A 21,335-nucleotide genomic window follows, 5' to 3' on the forward strand; every position below is an offset into this window, starting at 1 on the left:
ACAATTTTCTATATAAAGTAATCTATAGAATCTTCTTTAAACCTGTCTTTTTCAATATACTCTACTCCAATTCTACTTGAATACTTACAGTTCAATATGGGAATGGTTTCATACCTGTTCAGTTTTATACTTTTTATAAGATTTTCTTTAGTTTTATGATAGGGAACACTTAAAGTAAAATCCATCAATTTACTTCGAGCTATGACTTTTTTGCCTTTCAGTTCCCCTCTTTCCTTCTTGCTCATGGCTTTATCATATTCTTTCGATAAAATATCAATATAACTACTAATTACTTCGAGATTTTTATTATATACCTCTTTTGGAATAACTGTCATAGAATTAATGTTTCTAAATATTTTTTTCACTTCATTTTTACACTTTTCATGATCCTCTATACTTTTTACATAATCGATATTCGCCTTTATTAGTTTATAATATTTAGTATTCTTTAAGTTTTCAGTAGTATAGAGGTTGCTTACTAGCTTCATCTTGTCTTCTTCTTTTAGTTGACCATCTATATTTCTTAAAGCTTCTTTCGATAGCTGAAAAATATCTTTATCTATAACATAGCCAACACCACTACACTCCTTGTCCCCTCCATCAAAAACATAACAATTATATCCACTTTCATTAAATTGTCTACTTCTATAGCATCTTCCCATCCTCTGAAAAAGCCCATTTAAGTCCGACAACTCTGTAATTAGTATATCAAAGTCAATATCTAGCGATGCCTCCACCACTTGAGTAGTTACCCATATACCATATTCACTTGAGTCTTTGTTTCCTATACTTAGTATGTTATGTTCTTTTTCTTTACGATCTTTTTTTATAAAATTACTATGGAACAAATTTACACATTCAACCTTGTGTTGAATTTTTAGGTTTTTATATACCCGCTGTGCTTCTTTTACAGTATTACAAATAACTAATACTTTATTTTTATTATATAAATTTATAATATAGTCTGTATTCATCTGTTCCCTTATGATTTTTACACTATGTCTTACTCTATCATTATTTGTGAAGGTTTTGGGAGGAATAAAATCTATCCCCTCTTCCTTTAATAAATCAATCACTAAGTTGGGTAATGTGGCTGTTAATATAGCAAACTTTCCACCAATTTTGGTAATATAGGATAAACCAATAATTAAGTATGCCAATAAATCAGAAGAGTACATTTGAACCTCATCAATTACAGTTTTTGAATAAGCTAAAGTAGCAAGCTTTGATTCAAATCCTCTATACCTATACACAAAGTCAAACACTTGATCTAAAGTACAAATTGTAAGAGGGAGAGATAGTTGTTTTGTTTTATTGTAGTATTCATCAATATCTACTTCTTCCAAATCCTTATTTAAATATTCACTGTAAGTATCAGAATGCAGCAAACCTACTTTATCTTCATAACCCTCTTTAATAATTTTTCCTGCTACTCTATCGTACATTGCATTTATAGCTGTTTTTAATGGAAGCGTAAAAAAACCTTTCTGATCTCCTATCCATTGAAGTCCTGCTTCTGTTTTTCCCATACCGGTTTCTGCTATAGCAATGATATTATCTTCTTTATGAGATAACATGTGTTTTTGTAAGTCATTCCAAGTCGCATGGATATCTTTTTCTTGCCATTCTTCCATTAGATTACTTAAACTCTTCATCAGAAAGTCATTTGGCTTTTCAACATCTATATCTCCACTGGCAGCGTAATCAATTCTATTTAATAAACCCTTCACTAAAATATAATTGAAAAACATTTTTTCATTATCTTTTTGGTATATTCTGTCCTTGGCAAAATATTTGGCTCCTAGCTTCTTAACTTGAATATCCTTAATCTTTTCATACATGAAGTTCTCTGCTTCTTTTTCAATAAGTTTTATTTCTTCTTTTAGTTGATGATTATCAAAATTAAATTCTCTTTCATGATGATATGCTACAGCATGTGCTAAAATTTTTATTTCATCATCATTAAATCCTCTATCTTTTAATGCTTTTGCATTTATAAAAGCCAAGCTTAAAATTCCATGAGGTATTTCACCTTCTATTTTTTCTTGACTCTCAATCTTTTGTTGAAATTTAATATTCATCTTTCCAAGATCATGATATAAGCATGCTAGGTATAATATATCCCAATTTATTTCTAAATTAGGATATATGGATTTTAAAATATTATAATTCTTTAGTAAATGATCTGTATGTTGTTGAATTGTTTCCTGCGGATTTGATTTAGCTAAATATCTATTCACATTTTCCCTCCTTTGAGGTTATTCAAGAAGCAAAAACAATATTCTCATCTTCATCTATTAATATAGTTTCATATTCACTGGCAATAATGTTAGAGGTGTACAAAACATCTACTTTATTCCATTTCCTAAAAACTTTAGGTGCTTTTTTAGTTCCATAGTTTACTAACTCATAGTTTTTATTTAATTTATACTTTGTACCTCTACTCCTAATACCAGCATCTGGTCCACTTAATATGATAGCTCCACTATCAATTAATTTTAACGGTATATAGGCTGTATAATTTTCTTCTAACTCAATATCCTCTTCTAATTCTTTTTCTAAAACATCTACTACTTTTACTTCTTGGATAACAACTAAATCTTCTCTTCTTCCTAGTGAAGGATATTCTCTAGGATACAGCAAAGCACTTTCTATCTCAGCAATTAATCTTTGATCATATGGAATGATATGAATTAAAAGCTCTACATCAACCAAAAGCTCCGTTGTAGCAACACCTCTGCTGATGCCAAATTCTTCAACCTTTATTTGGTGTCTAGCACCATCGAATGTCATTCCACTCTTAAACTCATACCTTGTGAATAAATCGTTCACTTTAGAGAAGTATTTACCTTGAACACTGATATCCATCTCTTTATACTCCTTATAATCACACAAAGTATGCACCATTCCTATAACAGTAGAGTATGGTGGTAAGGGATAGCTTTCCTTTAACTGAAAACTTGTAGGTTTTTTATAGTTGGTCATTTCCTGGTATAGTTTTAATCTAATAGCCTTCATAGTAATCCTTTACCTTTCCTTTTAAAGTCTCAAAAAGTTTTGGCATCGATTGAGGATTTAACCTTTCTTTGATTTCTTTATCATTTTCAAATTTACCTTCAATTAACCCACAATAAGTATCTTTTTTAATATTTTCAAATAATACGCCTTCTATCTGTTCAACAATTAACCGCTGGTCTTTTACATCCAAAACATTTTGAAATATTGGATTTTTAATATCATATACTCCACCTATAGCAAATAGAGGTTTTAGATCTTCTCTCCTCCCCCTTATATCTCTATACAATAATGCGATTGTGTCTAACAATTTGTGAACCCTTCTTGCTTTTTCTGTATTATCTATTTCTATCTCATATTCTTCATCGATGCCTATTTGCTCTAAATCCACAGTTACAGTATATCGATAGTAAGACTTATGTATCTCAGCTTGTGCTATGTTCATATTTTCCTTTATTCTATCTGCTAGTCCTTTGTTGGTTAAGAAGTCTAAATCTCCTTTAAAGGTTTCTAAAGATATTGCGTTTGAAAGTCTTACCTTAGCTGATCTCTTCTTTCCTCCTGTCCCCTTCATGGTTTTAAGATAGCCAAAAAAATCTACTTCTGGATAGTCTTTTATGGTTGCATCTGGATGGAATTGTATTACTTTTTTATCGCCACTACCCTCTGCCCTTACTTCTGCACAAGCTTCTCCAAGTTGTTCAACGATGTTATACCTAATGGCTTGTCTTGCTATATAGGTATACTGCTCGCCTTTTCCTCTAGCTACCTTTTTCAATGAAGCTACATTCCCCACAGATTCTCCATAATTTGCACTTTCTGCTTCAAAAACCATAGATAGTGTTAATCCTTTTGGTTTCATATCATTTTTCATTATTCATCTCCCCCGTTCTTTTTAGTACTCTCTTTCCCTTCTATTAATCCTGTAACAAAAGCGTACCCAATAGTTTTATATTTTTCATCGTCTTTTAAAGCTTCTAAAAATATACTAGGTACTGTCTTTTGTGAATATAAATAACAATTTAATAGAGTATCCATAAACATATCTTTATTATTAGTTTTTAAAGCATTAAGCAATCTATAGGAAATCCCATTTAATTTGTCCTGTGCTCCTTTCTCTTTGTATTGCTCCCTCAAATAATACCCTGAGATATTGGCATTTTTTATAATATCTTTATCTGTGTTTTTCATATAATCCATTCCCTCCAAACATCTAAAATTTATATTTAATATACTGACTAGTTGTGAAGTATTGAATCTACAGTCTTTAGGATTAGATAGTTTGTACACTAGAAGCTTTTGTATAAGTGTAAATAAATTATGATTATTTAAAATTCTGTTGATCACAAGCTCATAAATATTAAAATAAGTATTTATTTCCTTAAATCCACTATGGATTATATTATTTAAATCATTTTGAGATTGTCTTATTATGCACAATGCTTTTTTTGATAAAATATTAAATCTATATTGTCCTTCCTCGTATCTGACAACTTGAATATCTGCTAATTCATACTTCACTTTGTCTTGAAATTGGTCTTGAATAGAATTCACCAGCGCTCTATAAGTAAGCAACTTGTCGGCTTTATGTTCTTGCAGAATTTCACTTTTCACTTTATTGTTTATGTTTACTGCCTCTTGAAAGCTATTGTTGTCATTTATGTATATACCTTTATCATATACATAAGTGATGCCAGCAGGAGTACAGGAAAGAACCAACTTGCATATAGGGCACACAGCAATATCATTACTAAAATTCCAAGTATGAGAGGATTTCCTACTGACATCAAACCCTATATTATTTAGAAAGCTCAAGTCATTTTTCAAGTCTTTTATATTTCTACCACAAGTAAAGCAATTGAATTTTTCATTAGTAGCTTTTTTATCTATATATTCTTTAACAGGCTCAATAAAATAGTTCTTGTAATCTAAGTAAATATCTTTTTCCTTTGTTTGCGGATTTAAAAAACAAACTCCATCCCACGAATGTTTTATTATAGTATAGATGACATTTTTTCCTGCTAAATATTTCCTATAATTATCTTTATTACAATAGCTAATTATTACTTTCAATTGTTGAAACATATTTTTTATTTCAGAGTCTTTATCTTTTATTGATTCCTTCTTTCTTATTTTTATTATTTGTAGTTCCTTTGCTAACTCTAAAATATCTACTTCATCATTAATAAGTTCATATGCCGCTCTATAGCTATTACTGTTCAAATAATATTTCACTACATTTTTAATGTAGTTATTTAGTACTTCTAAATCTTCTTCTTCAAAAGTTTCAAAGTTCTTATCCTCATGATACTTGATTGTACTTTCATAAGATACTATTTTAAAGTAGGATAAGTATGCTTGATACTTATTAATAAAATACTTAAAGTATTTCTCTTCAAAGTTTTCTAATAAAGATAAGTCCAACTCCATATACTGTTCTGCATAATCCACCTTATCTCCTGAATGTTTTAGTACATTATATAATCCTACCAACCCAGCATTATACAACCAATCACTCATCTCTAACCTTATCTTCTCCCCCATCTCCTCACCTCCTTACACAATATCCACCATGCCGAATCCACTGCTCCTTTTACTACCAATACCGGCCTTGTATAAATAATCTAAAATGTATGGTTGTCCTTTCATTTTTATGTTGGTTATATTAGAAAGCACTTCAATACCATAGTTTTTTACCTTGACTTCTTTGTTGGTCTGTGCTATTTCTATCTTTACATCTTCAAAGTCCAACAATCCTTTTTCTCCCAATGCATCTTTTATTTGATACTTCAGGTTTTCTATAAAAATAGCTTGTCCTTCTTGATTGCTTAGAGAATGATACCAGGTTTTTTTGTTATTTCCGCTATGTTCTCTAACTACTATAGGACTTAATGGTCTGTAGGTTACCTCGTAACTATGCACCAATTTTTCTCTAATAAGATTAATTTTTTGCAATGTTATAGTATTATTGGTTATAGGATAGCTTTTTCCTTTATTATGTAGAATAGAATTGAAAAACATTATGCCATCTTCATGATGATAAGATGAAAAGTTCAATAAAATTTTCTTACTTGGAACAAGGATTTCTTCTCTTAAAAATTTACAATTACCTAAGTATAAAGAGAAAGTAAAGTCTTTCTTTTTGTTCTGTTCCTCCATATATAGGGCTTTGTAATAATCTTCATTGTATGAACTAAAGCAACTTTTGAGCAGCGATAAAATAATCCTATTTTTATCCTTAGGTATCATCTCGTTTTCTAATAAAATTTCTACACCAAATCGCATAGCTCCACCTCCCAACTCTATTATAATTTATAAATAGGAAATATAATGTACTGTTTCAAAAATTTGGTTGATTAATTTCAAAAAAATAATCTCTAAGAGATTATTTATACAAACTTGCGATTTTATTGATTTCTTCAAATACATCCTCTTTAAGTTTCAGTGGTTCTAGCACCTCCACACTACTTCCCATACTCATAATCCAAGTCTTTATTTCAGTGTAACCTTTGATTTTTGCTTGAAAGTATATCGTATTTTCATCCATTACCGTTATTCTTTGATTCTTAGCAATTTGCTTTTCTTTTACGATCTCACTCATAGGATAGTAGATTTTCAATTTAAGCTCTATAAGCTCATCATTATATATTCCAAAGGATTTTTCTAAAACTTCCTCAAAGTCAAAGGGGATTTTTTCATTAAACTTCTCTTTTAGTATTTCATAGGTTATAATTCTAGATAATTTAAAAAACCTTATACCCTTTGCACTTTCACAGTAACCAAAAAAATAAGTAGCTCCTTTATAATCAAAGATACCGTAAGGGTTCACTAATCTTTCTTTTATCTCTAATCCCTTCTTTTTTAAAGATTTATAGGTTATCTTTACTTTTTTGTTTCGATTAACAGCTAAATTAATATCTATCCATACGATCTTTTCTTTTGCTAGCGTTTCATCAGATTTACGCAAAACCTTATTGTGATAATATATATTATCTGTAGGTTCATGAATGCTTAATATTTTACTGGCCATAATTTCAAATTTTGAACTGTAATGATATTTGCCGCTTTTTATAGCTTCTGTTGCCATTTTTAATGTACTCAGCTCTTCCATAGCAAGATGTATTCCTTCTAAACTTCTTTTATTCTCCAAGTAATACCCCCCATCTCTTCCTAACTTCGAACCTATGTATATTCCTGCCATTTCCAAATCCTGCTTATATTTTTTTACCATTCTAGGCGTTACTTCTAATTTTTCTGCTATTTCTTCAACCTTTACTATATCTTTTACTTGAAGCAAAAAATACATATTCAGTGCATTTGATATTTTAGACATCTTTATCCTCCTTCTACCTAAAGCTGATTTTGATAGACTATTCCGTTATAATAATATTCTTGTTTTATATACCATTTCCTTCCTATGTTGTTCAAATATGTATAAATTAAGGAATCTCTTGAAGCTTATAATAAAAGACCCACCACTTATACTAACACTTAGAAGTAGTAGGTCCTTCATCATTCTTTTATTAATATCACCCTTGCTGGTGATGCTTCAACGTTTTTTATTTTTAATGGTAAAGCAATTAAGGTATATTCCCCCTCCTCTATTTCCTTTAACTGTAGTCCCTCTATAATCATGATGTTTTTACCTAGCAGCGTTCTATGGGTTTCGTATTGAGGTTGTTCTCTTTCGATGCCTAATGAATCAATTCCCACCCCTGCAATACCTATCTCCTCTAGATGTTTAGCACCGCTTTCCTCTAAATATATAAATTCAAAATCAAAGACTTCCGTAAAAGAATTTTTTGTTTTAAATAGAAGGAAATCCCCCTTCTCAATATTTTTCTCTTGCAGTATATTTTTGGTAATCTTATTCTCTACATAGGTGAGATCTAAAACCTTGCACTTTTTTACAAAGTTTTCTATACTGTAATTCTCCATTGTTTGCCCATCCTTCAGCATATGTAAAGGAGCATCGATATGGGTTCCGGTGTGCATTCCCATCCTTATAGAAGATTCGTAAGTTCTACTGTTACTATGATCTGTTTTTACGGTAATTTCAGGCTTATTTTCTTCTTTATTTTTATATACCATCATATTCTGATGAATATCCATTGAAACATCGTAAATTTCCATTGTTATCCTCTCCTATATATTGATCCAGCCCCGCTTATCTTTTTGCAGCAGTAAATCTGTCTCCTTTGGTCCCCAAGTCCCTGCTTCGTAATTTGGAAAAACTGGTTTTTGTTTTTTCCATCCCTCTAAAATACTATCAACAAATCTCCATGAATATTCCACCTCGTCCCATCTTGCAAAAAGGGTAGAATCTCCCCGCATCACATCATATAATAACCTTTCATAGGCTTCTGGGGAATTGATATCCAACTGACAATTTTGACAAAAATCCATTTGCACGGGGATAATTTTTTGCTGGGTTCCTGGTTCCTTTGCATTAAATCGAAAAAACACCCCTTCTCTAGGTTGAATCCTTATCACCAACAAATTCGGCTGTAATATCTTTTCCTTAAAATATAATATATTTTCTATAGATTTAAACTGTATAATGATTTCTGTAGACTTTTGCGGCATTCTTTTTCCCGTTCTTATATAAAATGGGACCCCTGCCCACCTAAAATTTTCTATAAACACCCTTAGCGCAACATAGGTTTCTGTATCAGAGGTCACAGATACACGTTCTTCTTCTCTATAGCCCAAAAAACTTTCACCCCCCAATTGACCGGGTCCATATTGTCCACGGACGGTGTTTTCCTGTACATCCTCTTGTGTAATTTTTTTAAGGGCTTTTAGCACCTTTACCTTTTCATTTCTAATGGACTCCGTATCCAAATCATTGGGAGGTTCCATTCCGATAAGACTCACTAGCTGGAGCATATGGCTCTGTACCATATCCCGCATTGCTCCCGCCTTCTCGTAATACCCCCCTCGATTTTCTACCCCCACCCTCTCACTGGAAGATATCTGTATATTATCAATGTATTTACTATTCCATAGAGGTTCAAAAAACATGTTTGCAAAGCGCAATACCATAATGTTCTGCAACATCTCTTTTCCTAGATAATGATCAATTCTATAGGTGTTTTTTTCTTGAAAGACCTCAACAATTTTGCTATTTAAATACTTTGCTGATTCCAAATCTCTACCGAAGGGTTTTTCTATAACGATTCTACGCCATGATTTCTCTTCCTTATTTATCACATGCTTATGAAGGGCATCAATGATATGCTGAAAATATTCTGGTGCTACCGCCATATAATAGATTTTATTCCCCTTAGTGTGATGCTTTTCATCTATGATTTGCAATCTTTTTTGCAGTTCAATGTATCCTTCCTTCTCCAAAAAATTCATACTTTCATAATAAATTTTATGACTTATATCCTTCCAAACCTCTTCCTCCATAGGAAATCTTGAAAATTTCTTTACTGCCTTGTAGGCTTCTTCCCTATAAGTATTACTGGTTTTATCCTTTCTGCCAATAGCCATAATGGAAAACGCCTCTGGCAACAATCTTTGATACTGCAAATTGTAAATGGCAGGCAATAGTTTTCTATGGGTTAAGTCACCAGTAGCTCCAAATATCACCAAAGTACAAGATAAATCTAAATTAGTATCCACTTTATTCACCTGCTTCCTCAGTATGGTTATTTCTTTTCTACATGGTGTCCTCCAAATTCATTTCTTAAAGCAGCTATCACCTTACCCGTAAAGGTGTCCTGTTGCTGAGATCTATACCTTACAAACAATGAATCTGTAATAACCGGTGCTGGCACCTGAAGTTCCAAAGCTTCCTGCACTGTCCACAAACCTTCCCCAGATGAATGGATTATTCCCTTGATGGTTTCCAACTGTGGGTCCTTTTCAAAGGCCCTTTCCATTAGTTCCATAAGCCAACCTCGAATAACAGAACCATGATTCCATACCCTAGCCAACTCTTTGTAATTAAGATCAAACTGACTCTTTTCTAAAATTTCAAAGCCTTCACCCATTGCCTGTAACATACCATACTCAATACCATTATGAATCATCTTTACAAAATGCCCTGAACCATTTCTGCCGGTATGCAAATATCCCTTTTCTAAACATATATCCTTAATGATGAGCTCAATCCTTTCGAATACTTCCTGCTCAGCCCCAATCATCATACATGCTCCATTTCTTGCACCTTCTACGCCTCCGCTTGTTCCAACATCAACAAAATGCAAACTCTTTGCCTTCAGCATCTCATATCTTCTTAAGGTATCCTTATAATTGGAGTTCCCCCCATCTATAATAATATCTTCCTTATCCAATAGCGGAATCAGGATTTCTATCATGTCATCTACTGGATCACCAGCTGGCACCATAAGCCAAATGATTCTGGGTGCACCTAATTTACTAACCAGCTCTTCAATGCTATAAGCCCCTATCAATCCTTCTGCTTCTCCCTCCTTTGTCTTTTCAGGGGATCTGTTATAGGCTACAACCCTATGATGATGATCCTTTATATTCAGAGCAAGATTATATCCCATTTTTCCTAAACCTATTATTCCTATTTCCATCATAATCACTCCTATTTTCTATAAACTTGAAACTGGTTTTGATTATTATATTTATTATCCTATGGTTATATGCATGAAGATACCTTCCCCCTATAAAACAATAAAACTTTCTAGTAGAAAAGATTTAAAAGTAGCGTTGATAACCGTTTATAAACAAAAAGTGCAAATGAGGGATAAAGAATTATTATTCTCTCCCTCGTCTGCACTAAAATCTAACTATGAAAATCTATGGATAAAAAGAGCACGTAACGATCTACCTTGCACCAATATAGATAACTTATTACCTGCCTATGATCTTTCGACCATAAACAAGCAGATCATTACCTATACTGATGGTTCGTTCGACCCTACAGGATACCTGTATAGCCCTATACAACCTTTCGGCTGTATAGAACCATTAGCTCTATAACACTATTATAAAGCCTGCGGCACCCTGTAGCATCTTAGCTCGACCCTATAGCATAGGTTGGGATCTTATTATAATCAAATTATTAAGAAAGTAATCGACTATAATAAAACCTTTCCCAACACTATAGGATCTTCCCTCCGACTATATATTAGCCAGACCATGACCAATATATAATCTTTGGCCGACCCATATATATCCCTAATGAGGAACATATATAAGTCTGGGCTCAACCGTTACGTACCCTACGCTATTATATTAACCAAATACAAAGTATAATATTCTGTTAATTTCTTCCTTTTTCGCATCCTCATTCTTCCTTATTAGGATTGTTCGTATAAATACTTATGTAGAAGAGTAGTTTCAAGAGGAACTCTAGTTTTTAATAGAAAAAAATTATAATGATAGCGAATTTTGTAGATTGTATTATGTATACAGAGCTATTCTCTGTTAAATGGTTTTTATCGAATTTTGTCGAATTTGATATTTTTATAACAATATTATATGATTGTCTTGTATTAAACATGGTAAAAGACAATATTTTTTCAAAACTTCTTTAACTGTGAAAATTGCAGCTTGCCTTTGTTTCAAGGTGTAAATAAAGGTAAATGAGAAGTTTGGTAATGATAAGCTATTATTGGAAAATTGACAGGAGGATGCGTTAATATGTGTGAAAAACAAAACAAAGACAACGTAATAAAAGATACATTACTTCAGGAATATGCTTCTATCTTTAAAAAGAACAGTGTTCCAGGTAAAGAAAGCAGCTTTGCCCTTGAGAAGTTTCAAGAAGGTTTAAAAACTAGCAACTTTGGATTTATAAGAAAGCCTTTGGAAAAAGAAGAAGGATTAACTGATTTACAAAAACAGTACAGAGATGCTTTTATAAAAAGTAGTGTTCCAGGAAAAGAAAACGGTCTTGCTCTTGAGAAATTTCAAGAAGGTTTAAAAACTGGTAACTTTGGATTTATTCGAAATTCGGTGATAGAGTATCCTATTCGAAATGATATAAAGACCACTGCTAAGGCATCCTAAATATCTATTTAAAGAAAATAATATTTATTATAAGCTGATAACCACATAAAATATGTGGTTATCAGCTTAAGAAGTTTTTTTAACATTATTCTTGCATTAACTTCAGCATCAGTTCCCTACACATTTTTTTCGTTTTCAGATTGCAATGTATCATTTCTATTTCTTCTTCAGGGGAGAATCCTCTTCAATATTCTGGAACCTGATGAACAAACCCACACACAGGACATTTGTAAAATGCCATTTCCATACATATCAACTCTCGTAATAGTGACTGTAAAGTAACCTTTGCCGGTACCGAAAATCTAGATAATAGCATAAAGTATAAGATTCATTTCATTTATAGCTTCCATTCAATAATAAATCTCAATATGTACCCATCAAATGATTTAGCAGCTTCACCGCTTCCACTGCATTTTTGGCATAACCGTCAGCACCGATCTTTTTGGCGAACCCCGGTGAAATAGGCCCTCCACCTACAATTACTTTAACATTGCTACGTAGCCCTTCTTCATCCAATAGTTCCATCACCCTCTGCATACTGCTGGTAGAGGTGGTCATTAGCGTAGAGAGGGCAACCACACTTGCCTCCTCCGCCTTTACCGTATCGATAAAACTTACCGCCGGAACATCACGTCCTAAATCGATCACTTGATACCCAGCTGCTTCTAACATGATCTTCACCAAATTCTTGCCGATATCATGGGTATCCCCTTCCACAACACCAATGACCACTTTGCACTTTTGCTGGGAATCATATTGCTCCAAATGGGGACGTAAAACATTTAGTCCGTTATACATGGCATCCGAGCAAATCATCAGCTCAGGGATGAAATATTCCTCTTTTTCATATAAATCGGCGGCTCTGTTCATGCCATCCACCAAACCATACAAAATTCCATCAATAGCAGGATAGTCATATTTTATGTATTCTTCAGCCATCGGAATGACTTTTTCATCTTCCATCTCCACTACACATTCCGATAATACTTTTAAAAATTCTTCTTTGCTCTTCACCTTTACCTAATCCCTCCTTGTTTGATTTTCATATTGTTTTCTATAATCCTCCAACATCCCTGCCACCCTTTCAGGTTGTACAGGATAACCCACCTCTCGTACAGTATCCATCATCATTTTAATATTTTCAAAAGGAGTTTCAATCGGCAGGCTGCACCCAGACATAACTATGTATCCTTTTGGGGAATCATAGGCATCCAAAATACCCTCCAGCGTTTTAATGCGGACATCCTGCGGGCTTCCCGAATACATGACACCACTGGGATCAACATTGCCTAAAATTTTGGTACGATCCCCAATAGCCAGTTTACAATCCTTTAAGCTGGCTATATTATCAATACTCATGCCGCTAATCCCCAGATCTGCAAGATCCTTCCATATCTTATCAGTCTGTCCGCAGATATGCATAATCACTTTAGTCCCATTATAGTTTTCGATAAAATCAATTAACTCCTTCAAATAGGGCAGTGAAAGTTCGCGAAAAACCTTCGGACTGACAACTGTACAAGAGGACATGGGTTCCGATATGGTAGGGCTTAGACCTATGTCCAGTGCTGCTTTGGCGTATGCTTTACAGGTTTCCAGTGAGATACGGCAAAGCTTGTGAACTGCTTGAGGATTTTTATGAATTAGCTTCAGGGTTCTATTAACACCAAATAGAAAAAATGCGTTAGTAAAGGGCCCAACAATGCCGGCAGAACATTTTATTTCATCCTTAGCAAAGTCCTGCAAATATTTCATTGCTTCCAAGTGTATTGGCAACCGCCCATCCTTATAAGGATCGGCAGGACACAACTTATCAATATCTTCTATACGGGAAATAGCCGGTTTTGCTAAGTCAGCCGTAGCATCGTCAGGTAAGGTGACGGTTGCCCCCATCGCTTCCGCCCATGTGAACAAATCCGTAAAAATACGCATACTATCACAGCCAAATTTACGATAGACCGCCATTTGTGCCTCTGCAATGGCTTTAGGATTGCGATTAAACTCTGAAATTTTGCAACCATAGACCCTAGCAGCTCCATTTGCAATATTGGGGTTGCAGGGTAATCTATCTACTTCCCTCCCGTTAGCAAGAGCCGCTGCTCTTTGTGCTGGAGTCATAGCATCTGTATTCATCATGAATCATTCCTCTTTTCAGATTTATTTATCCTTCGGTGTATTGCTAAGATTGCCACAAAAGTTAAAGTGCAAACTTTTGGGCATCTACTTATGAATTAAGTCTCATTTTATATCTAACATAACCGTTTTTCTCAATAGTTTACAAAACTGGTCATTCCATAAACAACTAGACAAAAAATAGATCAATATAAATCAAACCACCTATACTCTTTTGTGTAGTTCTTTTCTATAGTAATGATCATCTTTCTAACAGAAATAAGACTCTTAATAAAAAACAGCGCTAATTGTTTATGGTCCAGCGTAAAATTCTAGACTTTATTTTATCAAATAAATACATAATTCCAACCAATACAAGCCCCATAAAAATAAATCCAACAATTACGAGATCAAAACGAGCAAAATCAGCGTAGTATTGAACGAAATAGCCCATACCAGAGGTAGCACCAAACATTTCCGCCACTGTAAGTAATACAAAGGAAAATTTAAGTGCAACAGCACATCCGGAAAGTATGGTAGGTGAAGCTGCAGGAAGTATTACTTTGAACAATTTTTCTACTCCAGTTATTTCTAACGTTGCTGCATTTTCTAAATATCTCTTATCAATCGTCATTACCCCATTAACAGTTGTGCCCAGTATAGGCCAAAATGCTCCCAAAAAAATAATAAATATAGAGGCACTTCGGAAGGAAGGAAAAATGTAAATTGCAAAAGGAGTCAAAAGCGTAGCAGGAACAGCACTGAAGGCATTAATATAGGGTGTAATATTTTTCCGCAACAAATTTTTTAGACCAATAACCACCCCAAGAACTATTCCTAAAATCAATGCCATACTATACGCAGGAATAAGCAATTTCAAAGAACTTTTCAATCCTTCCATCAATTGCCTGAAATACGAGATAAACCCTGGCAAGATTTTACTAAGTCCTGGAAACAAAAAAGAATCCAGTATGCCGAAGATATCCGTGGCAAGATAATAGGAGACGATTATTCCGATAAAAATCAGAACCATACCCAGCCTATCGGCAATATATTTTCTTACATCCATACGCCTTAGAGAACGTAAAATATTATATTGAGGTTTTACGGTTTCATGCAAAAAATAGGCTTGTCCCAACCTATCTGTTATATATTTTTTCATGCCATCACTCCTTCAGAAATGCAGGATATTTTATTGTATTTTAAAGTTTCAAAAGGAGACTTGATATGCAGCTGCATACCAAGTCTGTCACAGCTAATTATGTAATGAGAACTATAGATTATGTTCCTCAAACATGACCAGCTTCTTCTGGAAAAAGGGGCTATCGGGATACCTTTCAATCAAAGAATCTAAAGCTGCTTTATAATTGGAGATATTGATATGGTCTTCAATATCAATGGAAGGGTCAACGATATAACCAAAAGACTGCATTTTTTTCCACATTGTTATTACACTGTTTTTATAGGGATCTGTTTCATAAATCATGTGTGGGCTGAGCAAGAAGCTTTTTGCTGTTTCAACAGTCATATCTAAATTTTCAACCGTTAACGCAACAACCCGATCCATATCCTCTTGCATGGCTTCTTCAGCTCTTAGGTATGCCCTCAACAACTTTTGTGCTGCTTCAGGATTCTCCTCGAGCCAGCTTGTTTTTGCAATCATACGACAGCAGGAATGGTTAGGCCAAAGCTCATCTGGCCATAAAACAATTTTCATCCCTGCCTCAGCAATTTGAAGCTCAAAGCCTGTAGATACTGCACCGAAATCTACTTCACCGTTGCGTACCGCTTCCATAACATCTGGATTTCTTTTCATTTCAACAAAGGTAACATCTTTTTCCAGATCGAAGCCTGCATCATATAAGATACCCTTCAGTACGATATCAGGCGTACCACCTCTCATAATAGCAATTTTTTTGCCGCGAAAATCTTCCACACTATTGTATACCGTGTCAGGCATAGCAAAAACAGGCGTTGCACCGATAATCATATAGCCACCAAAAATGGTAAATTCTTGACCGTTTGCAATCTGTATTAAAGGTCCACCTGTACCGTAGGTAGAAATTACATCTACTTGGCCTGAACTTAAAGCTGAAAAAGCATCTGAACCATTGTTGATATAAACAAGTTCAACGTCAATACCTTCTTCCTCCAAGTAACCCTTGTCCTCAGCAAGAAACTGGAACACCTGACCGGAGGTTGCCTGTGCTGCTAATTTAATCTTGGCTTTCTCAGTAGTGGCTATTCCAGAAGTTCCTGTAGAGCAACCCGTTAAAAAGATCATTACTATTACTAAGAGTACAATGTTTTTTTCCATTTTTTTCATCTTCATACCCCTTTGCTTTATTTTATTTATATAATGGCTATGTTAAAGGTTATCGTTAACATAGCCTATATATTAGATTTTATTTGAACCTCATTGTGGATAATTTTTATAAGATGGTTCCGCAGCGCCATAGCCTCACTATCATCATGTATTGTTTTTCTATCTAGTTTTTTATCGTTTTCAAATGAATGGGTGTAAATGATTTTACTAGGTGTTTGCCCAAACACAAAAATATCCGTTGCTAGGAGTAATGCCTCATCTACATCATGTGTAACAAAAAAAATTGTCTTCCGATTTGCAGTTTCTTTCTTCCACAATTCTAAAACTAAATCTTGAAGTTTTATCCTTGTTACTGCGTCCAGCGCACCAAATGGCTCATCCATTAAAAGAATAGGAGGATCTATGCTGAAGGCACGGGCAATTGCACAACGTTGCTTCATACCGCCAGAAAGCTCTTTGGGGAGCTTGTCAAAAACTGACTCAGCTAACTTCACATCTTTCATCCTTCTAAGTGCTTCCGCTTTGCGCTGGCTGAAGCTCAAATTCTTAAACTTTTGTTTAAGGGCAATCATTATATTTTCTCCAGCAGTCATCCAAGGAAAAAGACCATAATCCTGGAAAACCACACCTCTCTGTAGGTCTGCTTTTTTAACAGATTCGTTGTTTACAAAAATTTCCCCAGAGTTTGGCTTTTCCAAGCCTGCAAGTAAACGAAGGAAGGTGCTTTTTCCGCAGCCAGATTGCCCTAGTAGGCAGATAAAAGCTCCAGCTTTAACCTTCATATTAATATCATCTAATATCAAATCCTTGTCATAAGAAAAACTTAAGTGCTTTACTGATACATTCAGCATAGATTTCCTCCCTTTTCTACTGTCCCTTATACTATGATCATTGATATAAGTTTCTTCTTGCATAACTTAAATTAATAGTTGCATAAAAACACATAAGATTTTTTATTACCAAATCAATTAGAAATCAATAACGTTACAGTGAAGTTCTTTAATTGGCAATATTTATGATGAATCTTTTAAAACTATACACGATTACAGTGGAATTGTCTAATTGTTTATATTTATAAAAAAGCCTTCACTCATTGATTTCTTCGATAAGTGAAATAGCCATCCAACCAATTCATTACCTTTATTATCTATAAATATATAATTGCACTCCTCCCAAAGCTTATGGTATAATATCAAGTATTAGTACCAGGTAATAAGGATATAATATCATTAAAGCATAACATAAATTTAAGGAGGTTTTTTTAACTATGGACATGAAAGAAATTAAGGACTTAATTCTGACAATAGACAAAACCAGTATACAAACAGTTGAAATAGAAAAAAATGATATTAAAATCAAGATTGATAAAAGATCTATAAATAAAAACAGTCCATCAATGATTGTTACAGATACAAATGAAGCGAAGGTAACTTCTAAAGATGTAGCATCTGAAGTAAATGTTCCAGAGCATATTCAGCCAATAAATGAGGATGAAAATATTTATACAGTAAAATCCTCTATGATCGGTACATTCTATGAAAAACCCAGTCCTGATGCTCCACCTTTTGTAAAGGCAGGAGACAAAGTAGACAAAGGCCAAACCTTGTGCATTATTGAAGCGATGAAAATGATGAACGAAATACAATGCGAATTTGACGGTGAGGTCATAGAGGTATTGATAGAAAACGAAGATATCGTTGAATATGGCCAGCCTTTAATGAGGATCAGGAGGTATTAGGATGTTTAAGAAAATACTTATTGCCAATAGAGGAGAAATCGCCCTTAGGATTATTCGAGCCTGCAAAGATATGGGCATAGAAACTGTGGCTGTTTATTCTGAAATAGATGAGGATTCTGCCCATGTACATATGGCAGATAGAGCAATTTGTATAGGGCCTGCGACATCTAAAAAGAGTTACTTAAACATAGATAACATAATAAGTGCAGCGCTGGTCACAAAATGCGAAGCTATCCATCCAGGTTACGGATTTCTCTCAGAGAATTCTAAGTTAGTAGAGGCATGTGAATTAAATGATATAAAGTTTATTGGCCCTTCTAAAGAACATATGGAGAAGATGGGAAATAAGTCCGAAGCAAAAAAAACAATGATAGAAGCCGGCGTTCCTGTTGTCCCTGGTTCACAAGGTTCTACAAATAAAGCAGAGGAAGCCTTTGAAGTAGCTAAAAAAATTGGTTTTCCCGTTATCATAAAAGCTGCCAGCGGTGGCGGTGGAAGAGGAATGAGAATCGTATATTGTGAAAATGAGTTTATCGAAAAGTTTAACATGGCAAAATCAGAATCCGCTACAGCCTTTAATGATGACGCTATGTATGTAGAAAAATTTATAGAAGAACCTAGGCATATAGAATTTCAAATATTAGCAGATCATTATGGCAATGTAATTCATCTAGGTGAAAGAGACTGTACCCTACAAAGAAGAAATCAAAAGGTTTTAGAAGAAGCTCCTTGTGCAATTATAGGTGAAGATCTAAGAAATAAAATGGGAGAAATGGCTCTTCGAGCAGCTAAGTCTGTTCATTATACAAATGCTGGCACAATAGAATTTTTGTTGGATAAACATAATGATTTTTACTTTATAGAAATGAATACAAGAATACAGGTGGAACATCCTGTAACAGAAATGGTCACTGGTATCGATTTAATAAAAGAACAGATAAAGATAGCCTATGGAGAAAGACTGAATATTACGCAAGACCAAATAAAAATCAATGGTCATGCTATTGAATGTAGAATCAATGCTGAAGATCCTAGTAAGGACTTTAGGCCTTCCCCTGGTGAAATAGAAGGATATTTTCCTCCCGGTGGCTATGGTGTTCGAATGGATAGCCACATTTACAGCGGTTATAAAATCCCCCCTACCTATGACTCCATGATTGGCAAACTTATCGTATGGGGAAAAGATAGAAATGAAGCTATAGATCGAATGAAAAGAGCCCTAGATGAATTAGCAATCACCGGTATCAATACGAACATTGAGTTTGAAAAAGCTCTTGTAAGTAATGAAAAATTTCTAAAGAACCAATTAGATACTTCCTTTATAGATAAAGAAATGTTTAATAATAAAGTCACAGAAACGGAGGCAAATAAATGTTAAAAGACCTCTTTAGCAAAAAAAAGTATGCACCTATCAATGCCCCTAATCAACAAACAAAAAAAAATGTTGCACCTAGCAATACCGTAAAGCCTACCCCAGTAACCTCAGAGAAGGTTGAAAAACTTAAAGGCTTAGGAGCCAGAGATAGAATAAAAGAATTAGCAGACGAAAACACATTTATAGAATATGATGCAGAATTAAAAACTACAGATCCTCTAAATTTTCCTAATTACACTGAAAAGGTTATATCAGCAATGTCCAGTACCCATGAAAACGAAGTTGTAATCACAGGAGAAGCCAAAATCCAGGGAGAACCTTGTATTCTTTGCGTGATGGATCCTAATTTTATTATGGGAAGTATGGGTTCTGTGGTGGGAGAAAAAATCACAAGGGCTATTGAGAAAGCTATTGAAAGCAAACTGCCTGTTATTATTTTTTGTGCCTCTGGTGGAGCTAGAATGCAGGAGGGAATATTATCTTTAATGCAGATGGCGAAAACATCAGCAGCTTTAGCTAGATTATCAGAAGAGGGATTATTATATATTTCTGTTTTGACGAATCCAACAACAGGCGGGGTTACTGCTAGTTTCGCTATGTTAGGGGATATTATTCTTGCTGAACCTGGGGCTCTTATTGGATTTGCAGGGCCTAGAGTAATTGAACAAACGATTAGGCAAAAACTACCCGAAGGGTTTCAAAAATCTGAGTTTTTGCAAGCAAAGGGCTTTGTTGACAAAATCGTAGATAGAAAAGATATGAGAAATGTTCTATCTAAAATTTTAAAAATCCATGCAGTGGGCGGTGAAGAAATAGATGCATAATATTTTAGAGTTTGAAAAGCCGATTCATGAGCTTGAAGGAAAAATTATTGAATTAAAAAACTTTGCAGATAAAAATAATATCAACCTATCTCATGAACTTGAAGTACTAACACAAAAGCTTGAACTCATGAGAAAAGAAGTTTATGAAAGCCTAAGTCCTTGGCAAAAAGTAAAATTAGCACGGCTTCAGGAAAGACCAAAATCCTTAGATTATATCAAAAGGCTCATTTCTGATTTTACAGAGTTTCATGGAGATCGGTTTTATGGAGATGATAAATCAATCGTAGCAGGAATCGGAATGTTTGAAGGGATACCTGTTACAGTAATAGGCCATCAAAAAGGTAAGAATACCAATGAAAATGTTAAAAGAAATTTTGGTATGCCTCATCCAGAGGGATATAGAAAAGCCCTAAGATTAATGAAACAGGCAGAAAAGTTTAAAAGACCTATTATAACTTTTATTGACACGCCGGGAGCTTATTGTGGTTTGGCTGCTGAAGAAAGGGGCCAAGGAGAGGCTATTGCTGTTAATCTAATGGAAATGAGCAGGCTTAAAACCCCTACCCTATCTATCGTTATAGGAGAAGGTGGAAGTGGCGGTGCATTAGCCCTTGGTGTTGCAGATCGAGTTTGTATGCTAGAACATGCTATCTATTCTGTCATATCACCAGAAGGCCTTTCTAGTATATTGTGGAAGGATGCTAGCCTCGCAGAAAAAGCAGCGGATATTATGAAATTAACAGCTCAAGATTTACTCTCTTTAAATGTTATAGACGGTATCATCAAAGAGCCTTTGGGTGGTGCTCATAAAGACATAGATTTTACAGCAGATAATATCAAGCAATATATCTCCCAGGAGTTAAAAACCCTTAGAAAAATGAATTCAGTAGAGTTGCTGGACACTAGATACAAAAAACTTAGGAAAATAGGAGTTTGGCAATAAAAGGTATA

General features: G+C 34.2%; 20 protein-coding genes. 6 read left to right on the top strand and 14 right to left on the bottom strand.

Going from position 1 to position 21,335, the window contains the following annotated elements:
* Window positions 1-8: 8 nt before the first annotated feature.
* From BJL90_RS17435 to gnd, 9 genes are all read right to left on the bottom strand, one after another.
* Window positions 9-2,240: a CRISPR-associated helicase/endonuclease Cas3 gene (locus BJL90_RS17435; RefSeq protein ID WP_070971035.1), complete on the bottom strand. Its 2,232-nt coding sequence runs from the start codon at window positions 2,238-2,240 to the stop codon at window positions 9-11.
* A gap of 22 nt (window positions 2,241-2,262) precedes the next feature.
* Window positions 2,263-3,018, bottom strand: a complete 756-nt coding sequence (gene cas5b, locus BJL90_RS17440) for a type I-B CRISPR-associated protein Cas5b (RefSeq protein ID WP_070971038.1) — start codon at window positions 3,016-3,018, stop codon at window positions 2,263-2,265.
* Window positions 3,005-3,889, bottom strand: a complete 885-nt coding sequence (gene cas7i / locus BJL90_RS17445) for a type I-B CRISPR-associated protein Cas7/Cst2/DevR (RefSeq protein WP_070971041.1) — start codon at window positions 3,887-3,889, stop codon at window positions 3,005-3,007. The genes cas5b and cas7i overlap by 14 nt, the downstream gene beginning before the upstream one ends.
* A complete protein-coding gene (gene cas8a1 / locus BJL90_RS17450; protein WP_070971043.1) occupies window positions 3,889-5,559 on the bottom strand; it encodes a type I-B CRISPR-associated protein Cas8b1/Cst1 in 1,671 nt (556 codons plus the stop codon). The genes cas7i and cas8a1 overlap by 1 nt, the downstream gene beginning before the upstream one ends.
* Before the next feature lie 12 nt (window positions 5,560-5,571).
* Window positions 5,572-6,300, bottom strand: coding sequence for a CRISPR-associated endoribonuclease Cas6 (gene cas6, locus BJL90_RS17455; protein WP_070971045.1), 729 nt, complete (start codon window positions 6,298-6,300; stop codon window positions 5,572-5,574).
* A 100-nt stretch (window positions 6,301-6,400) separates the two neighbouring features.
* Window positions 6,401-7,348 carry a helix-turn-helix transcriptional regulator gene (locus tag BJL90_RS17460; protein ID WP_070971047.1) on the bottom strand — a complete coding sequence of 316 codons (948 nt, stop codon included), beginning with the start codon at window positions 7,346-7,348 and terminating at the stop codon, window positions 6,401-6,403.
* A gap of 179 nt (window positions 7,349-7,527) precedes the next feature.
* Complete coding sequence (locus BJL90_RS17465; protein WP_070971050.1) at window positions 7,528-8,148, bottom strand: cyclase family protein; 621 nt, start codon at window positions 8,146-8,148, stop codon at window positions 7,528-7,530.
* A gap of 12 nt (window positions 8,149-8,160) precedes the next feature.
* Window positions 8,161-9,645, bottom strand: coding sequence for a glucose-6-phosphate dehydrogenase (gene zwf, locus BJL90_RS17470; protein ID WP_070971052.1), 1,485 nt, complete (start codon window positions 9,643-9,645; stop codon window positions 8,161-8,163).
* A 26-nt stretch (window positions 9,646-9,671) separates the two neighbouring features.
* Complete coding sequence (gene gnd, locus BJL90_RS17475) at window positions 9,672-10,568, bottom strand: phosphogluconate dehydrogenase (NAD(+)-dependent, decarboxylating) (protein WP_070971056.1); 897 nt, start codon at window positions 10,566-10,568, stop codon at window positions 9,672-9,674.
* Window positions 10,569-10,641: 73 nt separating this feature from the next.
* Here gnd and BJL90_RS22155 point away from each other — a divergent pair, with 73 nt between their 5' ends.
* Window positions 10,642-10,977 (top strand): hypothetical protein, encoded by a 336-nt coding sequence (locus BJL90_RS22155; protein WP_169824239.1) that lies wholly within the window; start codon window positions 10,642-10,644, stop codon window positions 10,975-10,977.
* A 663-nt stretch (window positions 10,978-11,640) separates the two neighbouring features.
* Window positions 11,641-12,009, top strand: a complete 369-nt coding sequence (locus tag BJL90_RS17480) for a hypothetical protein (RefSeq protein WP_070971059.1) — start codon at window positions 11,641-11,643, stop codon at window positions 12,007-12,009.
* A gap of 363 nt (window positions 12,010-12,372) precedes the next feature.
* On the opposite strand, the gene BJL90_RS17485 is transcribed toward BJL90_RS17480, so the two are convergent.
* The 5 genes from BJL90_RS17485 to BJL90_RS17505 all read right to left on the bottom strand — a co-directional run bounded on the left by BJL90_RS17485 (window position 12,373) and on the right by BJL90_RS17505 (window position 17,298).
* On the bottom strand, window positions 12,373-13,023 hold the full coding sequence (locus BJL90_RS17485; RefSeq protein ID WP_081562076.1) for a corrinoid protein: 651 nt from the start codon (window positions 13,021-13,023) through the stop codon (window positions 12,373-12,375).
* 6 nt (window positions 13,024-13,029) lie between these two features.
* On the bottom strand, window positions 13,030-14,145 hold the full coding sequence (locus BJL90_RS17490; protein WP_335617805.1) for a uroporphyrinogen decarboxylase family protein: 1,116 nt from the start codon (window positions 14,143-14,145) through the stop codon (window positions 13,030-13,032).
* Window positions 14,146-14,425: 280 nt separating this feature from the next.
* Entirely contained in the window at window positions 14,426-15,283 is an 858-nt protein-coding gene (locus tag BJL90_RS17495) for an ABC transporter permease (protein ID WP_236904947.1), read from the bottom strand.
* 111 nt (window positions 15,284-15,394) lie between these two features.
* Complete coding sequence (locus BJL90_RS17500) at window positions 15,395-16,447, bottom strand: ABC transporter substrate-binding protein (RefSeq protein ID WP_070971062.1); 1,053 nt, start codon at window positions 16,445-16,447, stop codon at window positions 15,395-15,397.
* 65 nt (window positions 16,448-16,512) lie between these two features.
* Entirely contained in the window at window positions 16,513-17,298 is a 786-nt protein-coding gene (locus tag BJL90_RS17505) for an ABC transporter ATP-binding protein (protein WP_070971064.1), read from the bottom strand.
* 416 nt (window positions 17,299-17,714) lie between these two features.
* On the opposite strand from BJL90_RS17505, the gene accB reads away from it, so the two are divergent.
* The 4 genes from accB to BJL90_RS17525 are packed head-to-tail and all read left to right on the top strand — an operon-like array spanning window position 17,715 to window position 21,327.
* Window positions 17,715-18,185 carry an acetyl-CoA carboxylase biotin carboxyl carrier protein gene (gene accB, locus BJL90_RS17510; RefSeq protein WP_070971066.1) on the top strand — a complete coding sequence of 157 codons (471 nt, stop codon included), beginning with the start codon at window positions 17,715-17,717 and terminating at the stop codon, window positions 18,183-18,185.
* Window position 18,186: 1 nt separating this feature from the next.
* The gene (locus tag BJL90_RS17515; RefSeq protein WP_070971069.1) at window positions 18,187-19,563 is read left to right on the top strand and encodes an acetyl-CoA carboxylase biotin carboxylase subunit; all 1,377 of its coding nucleotides are present in this window, start codon (window positions 18,187-18,189) and stop codon (window positions 19,561-19,563) included.
* A complete protein-coding gene (gene accD / locus BJL90_RS17520; protein WP_070971071.1) occupies window positions 19,557-20,384 on the top strand; it encodes an acetyl-CoA carboxylase, carboxyltransferase subunit beta in 828 nt (275 codons plus the stop codon). The genes BJL90_RS17515 and accD overlap by 7 nt, the downstream gene beginning before the upstream one ends.
* Complete coding sequence (locus BJL90_RS17525; RefSeq protein ID WP_070971072.1) at window positions 20,377-21,327, top strand: acetyl-CoA carboxylase carboxyltransferase subunit alpha; 951 nt, start codon at window positions 20,377-20,379, stop codon at window positions 21,325-21,327. Before accD ends, BJL90_RS17525 begins: the two co-directional genes overlap by 8 nt.
* Window positions 21,328-21,335 lie beyond the last annotated feature (8 nt).

Origin of the sequence: Clostridium formicaceticum (assembly GCF_001854185.1) — a bacterium.
GTDB lineage: Bacteria > Bacillota > Clostridia > Peptostreptococcales > Natronincolaceae > Andreesenella > Andreesenella formicacetica.

Bases quoted from the DNA above. Each gene is read 5' to 3' on its own strand.
- cas8a1 (WP_070971043.1), bottom strand. From the start codon at position 5,559: ATGGGGGAGAAGATAAGGTTAGAGATGAGTGATTGGTTGTATAATGCT.
- BJL90_RS17490 (WP_335617805.1), bottom strand. From the start codon at position 14,145: ATGATGAATACAGATGCTATGACTCCAGCACAAAGAGCAGCGGCTCTT.
- BJL90_RS22155 (WP_169824239.1), top strand. From the start codon at position 10,642: ATGAAGATACCTTCCCCCTATAAAACAATAAAACTTTCTAGTAGAAAA.
- cas5b (WP_070971038.1), bottom strand. From the start codon at position 3,018: ATGAAGGCTATTAGATTAAAACTATACCAGGAAATGACCAACTATAAA.
- BJL90_RS17460 (WP_070971047.1), bottom strand. From the start codon at position 7,348: ATGTCTAAAATATCAAATGCACTGAATATGTATTTTTTGCTTCAAGTA.
- BJL90_RS17480 (WP_070971059.1), top strand. From the start codon at position 11,641: ATGTGTGAAAAACAAAACAAAGACAACGTAATAAAAGATACATTACTT.
- BJL90_RS17495 (WP_236904947.1), bottom strand. From the start codon at position 15,283: ATGAAAAAATATATAACAGATAGGTTGGGACAAGCCTATTTTTTGCAT.
- cas6 (WP_070971045.1), bottom strand. From the start codon at position 6,300: ATGCGATTTGGTGTAGAAATTTTATTAGAAAACGAGATGATACCTAAG.
- gnd (WP_070971056.1), bottom strand. From the start codon at position 10,568: ATGGAAATAGGAATAATAGGTTTAGGAAAAATGGGATATAATCTTGCT.
- BJL90_RS17465 (WP_070971050.1), bottom strand. From the start codon at position 8,148: ATGGAAATTTACGATGTTTCAATGGATATTCATCAGAATATGATGGTA.
- BJL90_RS17500 (WP_070971062.1), bottom strand. From the start codon at position 16,447: ATGAAAAAAATGGAAAAAAACATTGTACTCTTAGTAATAGTAATGATC.
- BJL90_RS17515 (WP_070971069.1), top strand. From the start codon at position 18,187: ATGTTTAAGAAAATACTTATTGCCAATAGAGGAGAAATCGCCCTTAGG.
- cas7i (WP_070971041.1), bottom strand. From the start codon at position 3,889: ATGAAAAATGATATGAAACCAAAAGGATTAACACTATCTATGGTTTTT.
- BJL90_RS17505 (WP_070971064.1), bottom strand. From the start codon at position 17,298: ATGCTGAATGTATCAGTAAAGCACTTAAGTTTTTCTTATGACAAGGAT.
- BJL90_RS17525 (WP_070971072.1), top strand. From the start codon at position 20,377: ATGCATAATATTTTAGAGTTTGAAAAGCCGATTCATGAGCTTGAAGGA.
- accB (WP_070971066.1), top strand. From the start codon at position 17,715: ATGGACATGAAAGAAATTAAGGACTTAATTCTGACAATAGACAAAACC.
- accD (WP_070971071.1), top strand. From the start codon at position 19,557: ATGTTAAAAGACCTCTTTAGCAAAAAAAAGTATGCACCTATCAATGCC.